Annotated in this window: 13 protein-coding genes; 5 read left to right on the top strand and 8 right to left on the bottom strand. The window is 70.6% G+C overall.

Translation table 11 applies throughout. The features are described from left to right. Window positions 1–171: LacI family DNA-binding transcriptional regulator (locus tag VFW79_RS12135; RefSeq protein ID WP_329677559.1), on the bottom strand; the 171-nt coding region annotated here is incomplete at its 3' end. Between the two features lie 230 nt (window positions 172–401). Here VFW79_RS12135 and VFW79_RS12140 point away from each other — a divergent pair. The 4 genes from VFW79_RS12140 to VFW79_RS12155 all read left to right on the top strand — a co-directional run bounded on the left by VFW79_RS12140 (window position 402) and on the right by VFW79_RS12155 (window position 5,570). Beyond that, window positions 402–1,706: a sugar ABC transporter substrate-binding protein gene (locus VFW79_RS12140; protein ID WP_329677548.1), complete on the top strand. Its 1,305-nt coding sequence runs from the start codon at window positions 402–404 to the stop codon at window positions 1,704–1,706. A 56-nt stretch (window positions 1,707–1,762) separates the two neighbouring features. Then, the gene (locus VFW79_RS12145) at window positions 1,763–2,731 is read left to right on the top strand and encodes a sugar ABC transporter permease (protein WP_329677549.1); all 969 of its coding nucleotides are present in this window, start codon (window positions 1,763–1,765) and stop codon (window positions 2,729–2,731) included. After that, entirely contained in the window at window positions 2,728–3,543 is an 816-nt protein-coding gene (locus VFW79_RS12150) for a carbohydrate ABC transporter permease (protein ID WP_329677550.1), read from the top strand. Before VFW79_RS12145 ends, VFW79_RS12150 begins: the two co-directional genes overlap by 4 nt. Window positions 3,544–3,608: 65 nt before the next feature. Then, window positions 3,609–5,570, top strand: coding sequence for a glycoside hydrolase family 127 protein (locus tag VFW79_RS12155; RefSeq protein ID WP_329677551.1), 1,962 nt, complete (start codon window positions 3,609–3,611; stop codon window positions 5,568–5,570). A gap of 9 nt (window positions 5,571–5,579) precedes the next feature. Here VFW79_RS12155 and VFW79_RS12160 read toward each other — a convergent pair whose 3' ends face one another. The 6 genes from VFW79_RS12160 to VFW79_RS12185 all read right to left on the bottom strand — a co-directional run bounded on the left by VFW79_RS12160 (window position 5,580) and on the right by VFW79_RS12185 (window position 13,636). Next, on the bottom strand, window positions 5,580–7,928 hold the full coding sequence (locus tag VFW79_RS12160; RefSeq protein WP_329677552.1) for a TIM-barrel domain-containing protein: 2,349 nt from the start codon (window positions 7,926–7,928) through the stop codon (window positions 5,580–5,582). Beyond that, the gene (locus tag VFW79_RS12165) at window positions 7,925–9,151 is read right to left on the bottom strand and encodes a glycoside hydrolase family 15 protein (RefSeq protein ID WP_329677553.1); all 1,227 of its coding nucleotides are present in this window, start codon (window positions 9,149–9,151) and stop codon (window positions 7,925–7,927) included. Before VFW79_RS12165 ends, VFW79_RS12160 begins: the two co-directional genes overlap by 4 nt. A gap of 51 nt (window positions 9,152–9,202) precedes the next feature. After that, window positions 9,203–10,477 (bottom strand): sugar ABC transporter substrate-binding protein, encoded by a 1,275-nt coding sequence (locus tag VFW79_RS12170; RefSeq protein WP_329677554.1) that lies wholly within the window; start codon window positions 10,475–10,477, stop codon window positions 9,203–9,205. A gap of 69 nt (window positions 10,478–10,546) precedes the next feature. Then, window positions 10,547–11,437: a carbohydrate ABC transporter permease gene (locus VFW79_RS12175; RefSeq protein WP_329677555.1), complete on the bottom strand. Its 891-nt coding sequence runs from the start codon at window positions 11,435–11,437 to the stop codon at window positions 10,547–10,549. Then, a complete protein-coding gene (locus tag VFW79_RS12180; RefSeq protein WP_329677556.1) occupies window positions 11,430–12,410 on the bottom strand; it encodes a sugar ABC transporter permease in 981 nt (326 codons plus the stop codon). Before VFW79_RS12180 ends, VFW79_RS12175 begins: the two co-directional genes overlap by 8 nt. Further along, window positions 12,407–13,636: an ROK family transcriptional regulator gene (locus tag VFW79_RS12185; RefSeq protein WP_329677557.1), complete on the bottom strand. Its 1,230-nt coding sequence runs from the start codon at window positions 13,634–13,636 to the stop codon at window positions 12,407–12,409. The genes VFW79_RS12180 and VFW79_RS12185 overlap by 4 nt, the downstream gene beginning before the upstream one ends. A gap of 228 nt (window positions 13,637–13,864) precedes the next feature. Between VFW79_RS12185 and VFW79_RS12190 the strand changes: the two genes are divergently transcribed. Continuing rightward, on the top strand, window positions 13,865–14,713 hold the full coding sequence (locus tag VFW79_RS12190) for an SMP-30/gluconolactonase/LRE family protein (RefSeq protein ID WP_329677558.1): 849 nt from the start codon (window positions 13,865–13,867) through the stop codon (window positions 14,711–14,713). A gap of 158 nt (window positions 14,714–14,871) precedes the next feature. Here VFW79_RS12190 and VFW79_RS12195 read toward each other — a convergent pair. After that, on the bottom strand, window positions 14,872–14,987 hold a 116-nt coding region (locus tag VFW79_RS12195; RefSeq protein ID WP_329677560.1), incomplete at its 5' end, for a P-II family nitrogen regulator.

The raw sequence follows: 14,987 nt of genomic DNA on the forward strand, positions 1-14,987 counted from the left end.
GACGTGGGCTCGACCGTTGAGGGCCTTCGACGCCGTGGCGACCGACACGCCAGCGAGCAGTGCGACGTCGCGGAGAGTCGCGGCTCGAGGTCGTGCGCCGGCGCTGTCGGATGCACTCACCGCAGGACCCTCCTTCATCACGGTCAGATCACGAAAACCTCTGCGCATCATAGTGCGGTTGACCGCCGCAGAGTCGAGTGATAGCGTCGAGAAAACGGTTTCGGCACGTTTCGTGGAAGACGGCGAGACGCGCTTGGTACCTGCGGTCCGGGCAACCAGCCCGTTGCCGTCAGGTCAGAGGTACACGCAACTCCATCACTGAGGATCGAGGCCCAGCGAAGTCGCTGGTCGCACGCGGTCCTCGACCATCGGACAGAGGAGTCCTGTTGAGAATCGACGACATGGGGAGCACGAGGCGTCGCACGGGCGGCCGCCGCACGCGCGCCCTGACACTGAGCTCCATCGTGGTTGCGGGCGCGCTCGCGCTGGCAGCCTGCTCCGGCGGCTCGACCGGCGGCGCGACCGGGACGGCAGCAACGGGTACCGGCGGCGGCGCCGCCGAGAGCGGCACGCTCACCGTGTGGCACTACTTCAGCGACGTCAACCAGGTCAAGCTGATGGACCAGTACGCCTCGAAGTTCGAGGCCGCCCACTCGGGCGTCAAGGTCGACAACGTGTTCGTCCCGTACGACCAGATGAACTCCAAGCTCGTCTCGGCCGCCGGGGCCAAGACCGGTCCTGACATCGTCGTCTTCAACGGCGCCGAGGCAGCGACGCTCGCGCTCGGCGGGGCGCTCGCCCCGCTCGACACGCAGTGGGGCTCGTTCGCGGACGCGGCCCAGTTCCCGGACTCGGTCGTCCACAAGATCGACGGCAAGATCTACGCCGTCCAGGGCTACGTGAACCTGCTCGGCCTCTGGTACAACGCCGACATCCTCAAGCAGATCGGCGTCCAGCCGCCCACGACGATGGCCGAGCTCGAGTCCGCGATGGAGGCTGCCAAGGCGGCTGGCTTCCAGGGCATCACGCTCTCGGGTCTGCCGCAGTCGCAGGGCGAGTGGCAGGCGTTCCCGTGGCTGTCGGCCGAGGGCTTCAGCTACACGAAGCCCGACGCCAAGTCGCTCGAGGCGGGGCTGTCGCGTGTCCGCGGGTGGGTCGACAAGGGCTGGCTGTCGCAGGAGTCCGTGACCTGGGACCAGACCGTGCCGTTCCAGAAGTTCGCCGCAGGCGGCGTCGCGTTCGCCGAGAACGGCAATTGGCAGATGGGCACCGCCAAGTCGGACGCGAAGTTCAACTACGGCGTGGTGCCGCTCCCCGTGGGTGACAAGGGCAAGGTCTACCTCGGTGGCGAGGGCGAGGGGATCGGCGCGTTCAGCAAGAACCCCGATCTCGCGTGGAAGTACCTGAGCGAGACGTACTTCGACGCGGCCGGGCAGATCCTGCCGGTCACGCTCGTCGGCAGCATCCCGTCGCGCAAGGACGCCGCCAACGACACCGCAGTGAGCAGCAACCCGCTGCTCAAGGCGTTCGCGGACACCATCGCGAAGTCGGGCGCCAACTACCCGGACGCCGTCATCAAGCCCTCGGCCGTCGCTGATGTCCAGCTCACGGTCGGGCAGGCATGGAGCTCGGCGCTCGGTGGTCAGCAGTCTCCGGCCGACGCGGCATCGACGGCGTTCAAGTCGCTGACCAGCCTGCTGGGCTGAGCACCCGAGCAGCGGCCGCCGGCGTCAGAGTCACTTCGACGAGAGAGATCTTCGACATGACAGTCCCCCTGGCGCCGACGGCCGCCCCTCCGGCCGCACGGCCGCCCCTCAGCCGACGCAGCACGAGTCATGACCGGCCCAGGCGACGTGGGCGAACCGCCCAGGTCCGGCTGCTGTTCCTCGCTCCCGCGGCCGTGTTCCTCGCCTTCTTCAGCGTGTTCCCACTCATCCAGCTGCTCCGGATGAGCGTGAGCACGGTGCGCGCGGCCAGCCTCAACGGCGTATGGAAGTTCGTCGGACTCGACAACTTCACCGCCGGGTTCGTCTCGGGGGAGAGCACCCAGGCGCTCTATCGCACCGGCATCTTCGTCCTCATCGTCACGGTCCTCGGCATGGTCGTCGGGCTGGGCGCCGCGATCGCGCTGCGGACGACGGGTCGTTGGTCGGGCGCCCTGCTGGCCCTCATGGTCTTCGTGTGGGCGCTGCCGCCCGTCGTCAACGGGAGCGTGTGGAAGTTCCTCCTCGGCGACGCCGGTCTGTTCAACACGCTCCTGGTCTCGTCAGGCATCCGCGACACTGCGGTGCCGTTCCTGTACGACCAGTACGCGGCCCTGATGGCCGTGGCGTTCGTCAACGCCTTCGTCGTGATCCCGTTCAACGCCCTCGTCTTCCGGGCGGCACTGATGAACATCTCCCCGGAGGTGTTCGAGGCCGCGGCGCTCGACGGCGCGAGCCGGTGGCAGGAGATCCGGCACATCATGATCCCGTCGGTGCGTTCCACGACCCTGGTCCTGCTGGTGCTGACGATCGTCTACGGCTTCCGCAGCTTCGACTTCATCTACGTCATGACGTACGGCGGGCCCGGGACGGCGACGAACACGCTGCCGTTCCTCGGGTACCTCCAGGCGTTCGTCCGGTACGACTTCGGCCGAGGGGCCGCGACATCCGTGCTCGCGGTGGTCCTGGTCCTCGTGCTGGCCGCCGTCTACGCCCGCAGCATCCGCCGAGAGGAGTCGGAGTCGTGAAGCAGACCACTGGCCCCGTCACGGGCACAGTCAAGGCGCTCCTGACGCTCATGTACGGCATCCCGATCCTGTGGATCGTGCTCACGTCGTTCAAGAAGTCCTCCGACGTGTTCTCGTCGCAGGCGTCGCTCGTCTTCCGCCCGGTGACCACGGCCTACGTCGAGGCATTCAACGGCGACCTCATGATCGCGCTCAAGCAGTCGGTGCTGATCTCGGTCGGCACGACGGTCCTCACGCTGCTCGTCGCGATCCCCGCGGCGTACGGGCTGGCACGCACGGTCGGCTGGATCAGCACGACGGGCCTCGGCCTCCTCATCGTGCTGCAGATGATGCCTCAGACCGCGACCGTCATCCCGTTGTTCCAGATCTTCGGCAACTGGGGGCTCCTCGACAAGACCGTCGGGGTCATCATCGCCGACACGGCCCTGCTCATCCCGTTCGCGACGCTGCTGCTCCGACCCTTCTTCCGGTCGGTGCCACCCCAGCTCGAGGAGGCGGGAGCCATCGACGGCGCGTCGGTGCTGCGGACCTTCTTCTCGATCGTGCTCCCCGTGGCCCGCAACGGCGTGTTCACCGTGGGGACGCTGGTCTTCCTGCTGTCGTGGGGCGAGTTCCTGTACGCAGTGAACATGTTCCTCTCGCCGGGCAGCTACCCGATGAGCGCGCTCCTCGCGCAGCAGGTCTCGGCGTTCGGCATCAACTGGCCCGGGCTGATGGCGCTCGCCGTCATGACCTCTGTGCCGATCATGCTCGTCTTCACTGCGACCTACCGGCTGCTGCGCGACGGCCTGACCGTCGGCGCGGTCAAGTGATCGCACCGCTCGGCGGCGAGCCGCCGCACTCGAACGATTCGCACCGACCTGACCTGGAGCCTGCTATGCCCGCCCTTCATGATGCCGATTCCCGTCCCGGGCTCCTCGTCCCGGCGGATCGCCCGGACCGCGGCCGCCCGGTCGCCCCGTCGTCGGGCACATGGCGCCCCCTCGGGATCGGTGAGGTCACCATCGACGGCGGGTTCTGGGCCGACCTGCAGCAGCTCAACGCGACCGCGATGATCGCGCACTGCGAGGCGTGGATCGAGCAGATGGGATGGATTGGCAACTTCGACGCCGCCGTCCAGGGGTACCTGCCCGAGCGCCGGCGCGGCCGGGAGTTCTCCGACTCGGAGATCTACAAGCTCCTCGAGGCGATGTCGTGGGAGGTCGGCCGCACGGGTGACGCGGACCTGGAGGCACGCCTCGAGGCTCTCGTCGCCCGGGTCGCCGCGGCCCAGGACGCCGACGGCTACCTCAACACCCGGTTCGGCAGGCCGGGTCAGGGCGCACGGTACAGCGACCTGCAGTGGGGCCACGAGCTCTACTGCTTCGGGCACCTCATCCAGGCCGGCGTCGCGCGAGCGCGGACGCACGGCACGGACGAGCTCGTGCGCGTCGCGATCCGTGCGGCTGACCACGTCTGCGACGTGTTCGGGCCGAACGACAACCAGGGCGTGTGCGGTCACCCGGAGATCGAGGTCGCGCTCGTCGAGCTGTACCGGCTGACGGGGGAGCGCCGGTACCTCGACCAGGCGCGGCGCTTCGTCGAGCGGCGCGGCCACGGGGTGCTCGGCGACATCGAGCTGGGGCGGCAGTACTTCCAGGACGACCAGCCGGTGCGCGAGACGACCGTCATGACGGGCCACGCGGTGCGCGCGCTGTCCCTCGCGTCGGCGGCGGCCGGCCTGGCGATCGAGGACGACGACACCGAGCTTCTCGCGGCGATCACGCTGCAGACCGTGAACACGCTGGCCCGACGCACCTACCTCACGGGAGGCATGGGGGCGCACCACGAGGGCGAGTCCTTCGGGACCGACCACGAGCTCCCGCCTGACCGGGCGTACTCGGAGACGTGCGCGGGCGTCGCGTCCGTCATGCTCAACCACCGGCTGCTGCTCGCGACCGGCCGCTCCGAGCACGCCGACGCCGTCGAGCGCACGCTGTACAACGTCGACGCGACGTCGCCGGCGGCCGACGGTCGCGCGTTCTACTACACGAACACGCTGCAGCAGCGCACCCCCGGCACCGTCCCCGAGGCCGACGTGGCGAGCGCGCGGGCGTCCTCGAGCCTGCGGGCCCCCTGGTTCGAGGTGTCCTGCTGCCCGACGAACGTCACGCGCACCGTCGCCTCGCTCGGGGCGTACGTGGCCACGGTCGACGACGACGGCGTCCAGGTGCACCAGTACGCCCCCTCGACGGTCAGGACCCGGGTCGGCGACGGCGGCGACGTCGTGCTGCGCATCGAGACGGCCTACCCGGTCGACGGCAACATCCGGGTCACGGTCCTCGAGGGTCCCCGGACGCCGTGGACCCTCAGCCTGCGCGTGCCGGCCTGGGCCCGCGGGGCGACCCTTGCTGCGGGCGGGGAGCGACACGACGCCGAGCCGGGCTACGCGGCCGTCACGCGTGCCTTCGAGCCCGGCGAGGTCGTCGAGCTCGACCTGCCGGTCGCGGCCCGGTGGACCTGGCCCGACGCCCGGGTGGATGCCGTGCGCGGGCAGGTGGCGGTCGAGCGCGGCCCGCTGGTGCTGTGCCTGGAGTCGACCGACCTCGGGGCGAGCGTCAACACCGCGGTCGTGCGGACCGACGTGCCGCCCGTCGACGACGCCGGCGAGGTCAAGGTCGTGGTCTCGACGCTCGACGTCGAGGACACCGGCTGGCCGTACGGCGAGCACGGCGCGCCTGACGGACCCGGAGCCGTGCGCGGGACGGTCGACCACGGGCTCGTCAGCCTGATCCCGTACCAGCAGTGGGCGAACCGTGGTCCGTCGACGATGCGGGTGTGGATGCCGACGCGCGACTGACCGCTGCCGTCAGGCCTCGAAGACCCCGCGCAGGGCATCCCAGCGTTCGGCGCGGCAGTACACGGGGACGACGTCGCGGGGGACGTCGCGCTGCGTGATCTGCGCTCCCGCGTGCGTCGCACCGGTCCAGACGTCGACCCAGGTGCCCGCAGGCAGGTAGGTCGACCAGGTGACCGCTCCGGGGCTCGTGACAGGGTTGACGAGGAGGTCGTCCCCGAGCAGGAACTGACCGGGGTGGTCCCACACGGCGGCGTCGCCCGGGTGGTCGAAGAACAGCCCGCGCATCAGCGGCCGGCTCGTCGCGACGGTCGCGGCGGCCTGCTCGGACAGGTACGGGACCAGGCGTTCGCGCAGCTCGGCGTACCGCCGGAATGTGTCGACGACCCCGGGGTCACCGTTCGTCTCCGCGACGAACCAGGGCGTGCGGTCGCGCAGCGGTCGGCGATGGTGGTTGAACTCGGAGTGGTACTGCATGATCGGCATGAAGGTCGCGGCCGCGGTCGCCCGCAGGTAGAGCTCGGAGTCGGGGACCGGTCCGGAGAACCCGGCGAGGTCCCAGCCCCAGTAGACGATCCCGCACGCTGCCGCGGTGATGCCGGCTGTGACCGAGTGGGTGAACGCCTCCCAGGTGGAGTCCTCGTCGCCCGCCCAGAAGATGCCGTGCGCCTGCGACCCCGTGAAACCGGCGCGGGAGAAGGTCACCGGGGCCTTGCCGCACGAACGCAGAAGGTCGCCGAAGGTCCGCGCGTAGTGCACGGGGTAGAGGTTGTTGCCCTCGTCGCCGCGTCGACCGTCGCCGTAGCGCAGGTCATGACCCCAGGCGTGCTCGCCGCCATCGGTCTTGAACCCGTCGACGTCGAGGTCCTCGACGAGGTATCGCCGCTTGGCCGTCCACCAGTCCCGGCTGCGTGGGGTCGTCAGGTCGGCGAGCAGGGCCTGCGGGAACCACCAGCCCCGGTTGTGGTACGGCGAGCCGTCGGCCTCGAGCACGGCGTGACCCCCGTCGACCATGGCGCGGGCGTCGGCGAGCACCTGGCTGTCCGGCCCGACGTCGGGGCCCAGGTCGAACTCGGTCTTCTGCAGCGGGATCTGCCACAGGATGACCTTGATCCCCCGCTCGTGGAGCTCGTCGATCATGGCCCGGGGGTCGGGCCACGCGCCGTCCGGCGGGTAGGTGAAGTCGGTCGCCTCGTGCGCGGCCCCGTCGAGGTTCACCTCGTACTGCGCGTCGCGGAAGATCGTGATCCCCTCCTCGTCGCTCCATGCCTCGATGACGACCGCGCCGACCGGGATCGCGAGGTCGCGGTGGGAGTCCATGCGGGACATCACGATCTGCTGCGTGTTCCACTCGTTGCCTGAGGCCCAGAGCCGGAACACCCACTCCGGCAACAGCTCGGCGCGGCCGACCTCGTCGCCGAACGCGTGCAGCACCTCGTGCGCCGCACCGTGGTAGACGGCCACGTCGAGGGCCTCGCTGGCGGCCCCCTCGAGCGCGGCCTCGACGACCAGCTGGTCGGGCTCGGACGCGCCGACGTCGAACCACGTACGGCGCGCCGTGCGGACGTGCAGCCCCCAGCCCGGCTCCCCGGACTCGTCGATGACGTGCGCGAACGGCATCGGCAGGTAGGTGCGCCCGTGTCGGCCCTGGGACTTGTACTGCTCGAACACGACGGCGTCCAGGTGTCGACCCCGCTGGTCGACCGCGTCGAACCGCTCGCCGAAGCCGACGACGTGCTCGGTCGGCTCGAGCCGCAGCGCGAACCGGACCCGGTGGACGCCGTCGGCATCGCGCAGCCACCGGACCGACCCGGGGACGAGGCGAGGGTGGTCGGTCACGAGGCCGGTCTCGTCCTCGTCCGAGCGGGTGAGCGCCCGGTCCGTCAATGTCAGGTGGCCGCCGTCGGCCACCCACACCCCGGCGGAGACCTCGAACCACGGCGTCGTGTCGCTCCGCGTGCCGTCGGCGCCGGCCGCGGTGGGCGTCTGTGCGACGAACCGGTACCGGTAGCGCGCGCCCGCCTCGAGGGTCGGGCTCTCGACCTCCCAGCCCCCCGCGGAGGTCAGCTGTGCCGCCTGGGCGCCGGCGAGGTGACCGTCACCGCCCGCGAGCGCCGCGGCGTCGGTGGCGTCCGGGTCGACGGTGCGGAGCTGGAGGATGGTCGCGGGCGCGCCGACGCGTTCCCACTCGCAGGCGACCGCTGAGACGTCGAGCCGGCAGACCACACCGAGGTGCACCGCCTGCCCGGCCTCGGGGCGCACGGGACGGCGCTGGTCGGCGGACGTCGCGTAGGGGTGCTCGATGCCGAACGGCCGGTGGAGCACCGCGGGCTGGCTGAGGTGCGAGGTCGTGCTGGTCATGAGGCGACACCGTTCGGGAGCAGGCCGAGCTCGTCGGCGAGGATCAGGTACATGCCGTGCGACCACAGGAGCGGGGTCGCGACGGGACCCCAGCGCGCGAGCCACTCGGCGCGGTGGTCGGGGTGCAGGAGGTGGTCAGCGACCTGCTCGGGCATGTCGCCGTCGGGCTGGGTGTGGTCGGCCGCCCACACGAGAGAGCGCAGGGCGCCCTCGCGATCGCCGGCGGCGGCGCGGTTCCACCCGAGGAGGCAGGACAGGAGCAGCCACTGGCCGCCGCCGTAGAACACGTCGGCGGCGAACCGGTGCACTCCGCCCGCGACCTCGAGATCGCGGGCGATCGTCCCGAGGGTGGCCGTGGCGAGCGCATCCCCGGGTTCGAGCAGGCCGAACGGGACGACACAGGCGGCCAGAGAACCGTCGACCTCGGCCGAGCCGAGCCATTTCGCCAGGTGGGGCGTTCCGCCGGTGCCGGTCGTCGTGCCCGCGAGCAGGACGACGTCCCGCGCCGATGCGGCGGCCGCGAGGGCACGCGACAGCCGCGTCGCCTCGAGCGTCCCGGCGGTGACGGCTGCCCGCAACCCCCCGTAGATCGCGCCGAGCGTCGACACGTGCCGCTGCTCGACGTGCTCTTCCCACCAGTCGTAGCAGGGCCGGTCCCAGAAGGTCGTGAGGTAGTCCACGGCGACGTCGATCCCGGCCTGCCAGGGCTCGAGCGGGAGCCCGTGGCGTCGAGCGTGCTCGACCACCGACCACAGCCAGGTCCCGTAGCCGTCCGTCTGGAAGTCCCACCAGGGGTCGGAGCCGACGCCCCCGTCGAACGTGAAACGCGTGGGCAGCATCCGGTCGAGGGCCACGTCCTCGCCGCGGGCAGCCGCCGTCCGGAGGTCGGCGACCTGGTCTGCTCGCCCTGCCAGCACGCCCGCCGCCCACGTGTGGAAGCGGCTCGCGGAGAGGACGTCCCCGTAGCGCGAGACACCCTCCGCGGTGAAGGCTCCGTCGCGCAGCCACGCGTAGCCCCGATAGGCGGAGAACGTCGGGGAAGCAGGGTACGCACCGCCCGCGTCCTGGTGGCGGGTGATCACCTCGTGGCTGACGCGGGCGAGGTCCACCAGCCGGTGCGCATCGACGGCGGGAAGCTGGGCGGGGGAGTTCTCGGTCATGTCGGGGTGTCCTGGGGAGTCGGTGCCGGTGAGGTCAGAGCCGGCTGTCGTGACGATGGTCACCTGTGCTGGGTCCGGGCCGGTGCTGCTGTGGCCCGGACCCAGCAAGGAGGATCAGCCCAGAAGTGCGTTCACCCTGGTCTGGGCGTCCGTGAGCGCCTGGTCGACGCTCTTCCGGCCGGCTGCGGCGTTGCCGAGCTCCTCGGTGACGACGTCCTGCATCTCCTGCTGGGACTCGATCACCGGGGGCAGGACGACGGCGTCGAGCGAGTCGAACACGGCCTGCCGGTTGGTGGGAGGCGTGATGTCGAGGTAGGCGCCGAGCTTGGACTCGTCGACCGGCGGAAGCTCCCAGGCGGTCTTCAGCCTGGTGGTGACGGTCGTGTCAGAGGCGGTCAGGTACTCGATCCACTTCTGGGCCGCCTCCTTGTGCTTGCTGGCTGCCGAGACGACGACCCCGTTGGTGAACATCGCCGAGGCCTTCTGCGTGTTGCCCGGCTCGACGGCGATGTCCCAGCTGAGGTCGGGGACGGCGCTCAGCCCGCTGAACATCCAGATGCCCGAGTGCCACATCGCGAGCTTGCCCTGCTTGAACAGGTTCGTGTCGAAGTCCGCGGTCCCGGCCCCGTCTGCCTCGGTGGGCATGCTCGACCCGGACTTCGCGACCAGCCACGTGGCCGCCTCGATGCCCTGCGGCGACGCGAACGTCGCCTTGGTCTTGTCCGCGTTGAAGAACTCGCCGCCGGACTGCGCGAGGGCCTTGTAGAACTCGTGGAACGACACCGGCTGGTAGTCGCCCCACACCCCGGTGGCCTTGTTCGTCAGGGCCTCGGCGGCCTTCTTCTCGTCCGCCCAGGTCCAGCTGGAGGTCGGCGCGGCGATGCCGGCCGCGTCGAACAGTGCCTTGTTGTAGAAGAGCACGACGTTGGAGAACGACTCCGGAAGGCCGTACTGCAGCTTGTCGTTCGTGAACGCGGTGAGGAGGGACTCCTTGTAGGTGCCCGAGTCGACGCCCTTGAGCTCGGCGAGAGTCCCGTTGGCCGCGTAGGTGACGAAGTTCTCGTAGTTGAGCTCGAAGGCGTCGGACGCGGTGCCACCGGCGACGGCCGTCTGCAGCTTCGTGAAGTAGTCGGCATACGGGATCGTCTCGACCTGGACGGTGATGCCGGGGTTCGCGGCCTCGAACGCGGCCACGATCGCGGTGAGGTCGGCCTCGTGGCCGTCGTTCGCCGAGAAGTTCATGTAGCGAACCGTTGTCGGTCCGGCCGACGTGGAGTCGGCGGCCGCGTCGGAACGCGTGGCGGAGCCCTGAGCGCAGGCCGTGAGGGTCAGCGCGAGGGCGACCCCCGAGACAAGGGCGGCCACCATCCGCGGACGGCGGGAGGTCATGCTGCGGTGCATTGTTCGTCCTTTCCTGGCGGGCGGCATCGTTACCGCCCGGTGTGGGCCTGGAATGCGCTACTTGAGGCCGGTGTGCGCCATGCCCGCGATGATGTACTTCTGTGCGAACAGGTAGACGACGGCGATCGGCAGGATGGACACGACCGAGCCGGCCATGACCACGTTCCACTGGGTGGTGAACTGCCCCTGGAGCGTGGACAGCCCCAGCGGCAGGGTCATGAGCTCGGGGGAGCGGATGGCGACGAGCGGCCACAGGAAGCTGTTCCAGCTGCCCATGAACGCGAAGACGGCGAGCGTCGCGAGGGCGGGCCGGATGAGGGGCAGCACGACCGAGGTGAAGATGCGCAGGTGACCGGCCCCGTCGATGGTGGCCGCCTCGTCGAGCTCGCGGGGAACGCCCTCGACGGCCTGCTTGAGCAGGAAGATGCCGAATGCGGCGGCGATCGACGGCGCGAGCAGCGCGAAGTAGGTGTCCTGCACGTGGAGCTTGGTCATCTCGATGAACAGCGGCACGACGAGCACCTGCAGCGGGACCATCAGGGTCGCCAGGTACAGCCCGAAGAGCACGTTCTTGCCGCGAAACTCCAGACGGCCGAAGGCATAGGCCGCCATCGATCCGGTGATCATCTGGAGCACGGTGGAGGCAATCGCGATCCCGAACGAGTTCGCCACGATCCGCCACATGGGCATCGACGTGAACAGGGTCGTGTACGCCTCGAGGGTGGGGTTGTCGACGACGAGGGTCGGCCCGCCGGCGAGCGTCCCGTTCGGGGTGACCGAGGTGATGACCGTCCACAGGAACGGGAACAGCATCGCGACGGCCCCGACGACGACACCGGCGTACAGGCCGACCCGGCCCGGCCGCAGGCTCCGCCGCCGTGGAGCGCGGGTGGTCGACCTCTCCGCGTCGATCGCACGTGCGAGCGCTCGGTCCGTGATCTCAGGCATGGGTCACCCACTTCTTCTGCCCGCGCAGCTGGAGCGCGGTGATCGCCAAGATGAGGATGAACAGCAGCCAGGAGAGCGCGGACGCCTCACCGGCTCGTCCGTAGCGGAACGTCAGGTCGTAGATCTGGCCGACGACGACCTGGCTCGAGCCCGCGGGGCCCCCGCCGGTCATGACGTAGACCTGGTCGAACACCTGGAAACCGTTGATCAGCGAGATCACTAGGACGAAGAAGGTCGAGGGTGACAGCAGCGGAAGGGTGATCCGACGGAAGCGTTGCCAGGCGTTGGCACCGTCGATCCGCGCGGCCTCCTGGACGTCCGCGGGGATCGCCTGCAGCCCGGCGAGCAGGATGACCATGACGAAGCCGAGGTCCTTCCAGGCGGAGGCGACGACGACCGCGGGCATCGCCCACGTCGGGTCCGTCCACCACCCCGGCTGGGGGAGGTGGAAGAACGCCAGCACGTGGTTCACGAGCCCGTTCTTGGGGTTCAGCAGCCACTGCCACACGAGCGCGACCACGACCCAGCTGGTCACCACCGGCAGGAAGTACGCCGCCCGGAAGAACGAGCGGCCGCGAAAGGCCTGGTTCAGCGCCATCGCGAGCGCGAGCCCGCCGACGTAGACGAGCGGCAGGTACCCCGCGATGTACAGCAGGGTGTGGCCGAACACCCGCCTCGTCACCGGATCGCTCAGCAGCTTGGTGTAGTTGTCCAGCCCGACGAACTCCATCGCCGAGATCAGGTTCCACTTGTGCAGGCTGATCCACGCGGAGGTGACCATCGGGATCAACGTGAAGGCCACGAGGGGCACCGCGCTCGGCAGGAGGAAGAAGAGCACCCATGCGGTGTTCTTCCATCCGCGGCTCCGACCCGAGCGGGATGCGGCCGTGCGGCGGGGCGCGAGTGCCGTCGGGGTGACTGCGCCCGGCGCGGTGAGGACCGCTGACGTCGGCACGGGCTGTGCGGCGGTCACCGGAGTGCCCCGGCGGCGATCGCGGGACCGCCGGCCTGCAGGCGGTCGCGCACGAGCTGACCCTGGTCCCCGGCGGCTCCGGCGGAGTCGAACGGCGTGGCCAGCACGAGGGCCGCGGCACCCAGTGCCCACTTGTCCTCGGCCCACGGCTCGACGATGAACGGCAGGCCGCGCCGCGCGGGCATGAGATGGCTGCGCAGGGACTGCTCGAAGCCGAGCTCCCAGTACGGCCAGGCGTCGATGCCCTCGCCGAGGAGCACGACGACCTCCGGGTCGACCGTGTGCACGACCCCGGCCAGGGCTCGTCCGAGCACTGCGCCGGCCTCGCGGTAGATCCCTCGCGCCGTCTCGTCGCCGCGTCCTGCGGCGACCTTGAGCCCGTCGAGCGTGCCGCGCGGTCCGATCACCCCGGCTTCGAGCGCCTGACGTACCAGGGCGTCGTCGCCGATGTGCGCCTCCAGGCAGCCGCGCGAGCCGCAGCCGCACAGCGGACCGTCGACACTCATGGGGATGTGGCCGATCTCGCCCGCCCCTCCCGACGCACCGCGGTAGATGGCGCCGTCGACCACGATCCCGCAGCCGATGCCGCGCCCGATCGTCACGACCAGGTAGGAGCTGTAGTGGCGTCCCGTGCCGTAGAGGCGTTCGGCGACGGCCAGGGCGTTCACGTCGTTCTCGACGAGCACCGGCACGCCCAGCATCGTGCGCAGCACGGCGCCCACGTGGGCGTCCGCCCAGCCGAGCGTCGGCGCGTTGACCACTCCCGAGGCCTGGGTGTCGACCGCGCCTGGGATCCCGACCCCGACGCCGAGCAGGTGGCCGGAGTGGTCGTCGACGGCTGAGCCCAGGATGTGCCCGAGGACGTCGAGGGCGTTCGGCGCATCCGGGTCGAACCGGTGAGACGTCGAGCTGCGCACCGTGCCGTCGACGTCGACGTCGACGATCGCGACGTGGTCGGCCGTCACCTTGGCGCCGATCGCGCCACCCGCCGAGCGGACGAGACCCAGGAGTCGTCCGGGGCGTCCACCCTGCGACGGTGCGGTCTCGAGCTCGGCGACGAGTCCGCGAGCGATGAGGGCCTTGGTCAGCTGCGTGATGGTTGCCGGGCTGACGTCGAGCGCGCGGGCGACGTCGGCACGGGACGTCGGTCCGCGCGTGCCGAGCAGCGCGAGCACCGCCGAGGGGACGAGATCCCCGCGAGCCGTAGGACGGGACGTGCCAGCCATGGAACACCTTCGTTCAGGAGTTAATAAAGTGGAAAACTAACAGGCGTTCGCCAGTCCGTCAAGGCGTGGCGACCTCGGGACCGAGCCGTGAGGTCACGCCGGGGACGTGCTGATGTAGTCCCTACGTCCCGGGTCCCGCGGCGCGCTGCGGAGCATGATCTGGCTGGGCAACGGCGCCGCTTCGAGCAAGAGGATGGAACGTCAATGACGATGTGGGCAGATCAGTCCGTGACCGAGATCTCGGCCGAGCGCGTCTCGGGGCCGGTCGACGACGACGGTGCGAGCCCCGTGTGGGACGCGCGCACGAAGGCGCTGCGCTACGTCGACGTCAGCCGCGGCGACATCCTGACGTTCCACGCGCAGACCGGTCTCGCCGAGCGCCAGCACGTTCGCGGCGGGGCTGTCGCGCTCCGTCCGCGCCGGGGCGGCTGGGCTCTCGTGACCCAGCACAACGTCGTGGCGCTCGACGCCGGGCTTCGGCCCGAGGGGCTGTCGGTGCCGCTCGTGGAGGGGTGGGGGCCCGTCACGGACGCGCAGTGGGGCCCGGACGGGCTCCTGCACGTGGCCACGTCGGCCTCGGGCGCCGCGACCGGGGCCGTCCACCGCCACCGGTCGGACGGGGGCTGGGACACCCTGGCCGAGGGGCTGGCCGACCCGCGCGGGCTGTCGTTCGACCCGGCGCGATCGCGCATGTACGTGACGGACACCCCCGCGACGGTGCTCGTGGCTGACCTCGACGACGCGGGCCGGTGCGGCGCGCTGCGGCCGTGGGTGAGCCTCACGGCGCACGGGACGCCCAGGGGCACAGCGATCGACTCCGATGGTGGCGTGTGGGTCGCCGTGCACGGTGCGTCCGTCGTGCTGCGCTACACCGTCGACGGCGCGCTCGACCGCGTCGTCCACGTCACCGGGAGCCAGGTGACCGGGTGCGCGTTCGGCGGGATCGACCTGGGCGACCTCTACATCACGACGTCGCCCGTCGACGACGGGCGGGCGGGAAAGCCTGTGGGCTCGTTGTTCCGCGCGCGGCCGGGTCTGTTCGGCGCGCCGGTCACCGGTCCGCTCCCGGTGCTCTGAGGGGGGTGAGCTGGCCGACCCTCGCGGGCTCACGGTCGGGCGAGGTCTGCCGATAGGGGAGTGAGGTGTCGCAGCGATGAGTGCTGCGGCTCGACGCCCCCCCGGAGAGATCGCGCTCTAGCGTGCCCGACCTCCCGACCCCCTGACCTCGGGTGTCGTCAGACGGCGTCGTCCCCGCGCTCGTTCGTCCGGACCCGCACGACCTCGTCGACGGTCTGCACCCAGACCTTGCCGTCGCCGATCTTGCCGGTGCGCGCGGCGGTCACGATCGTGT

The sequence above is a fragment of the Cellulomonas sp. genome (genome assembly GCF_036279715.1).
Taxonomy (GTDB): Bacteria; Actinomycetota; Actinomycetes; order Actinomycetales; family Cellulomonadaceae; genus Cellulomonas_A.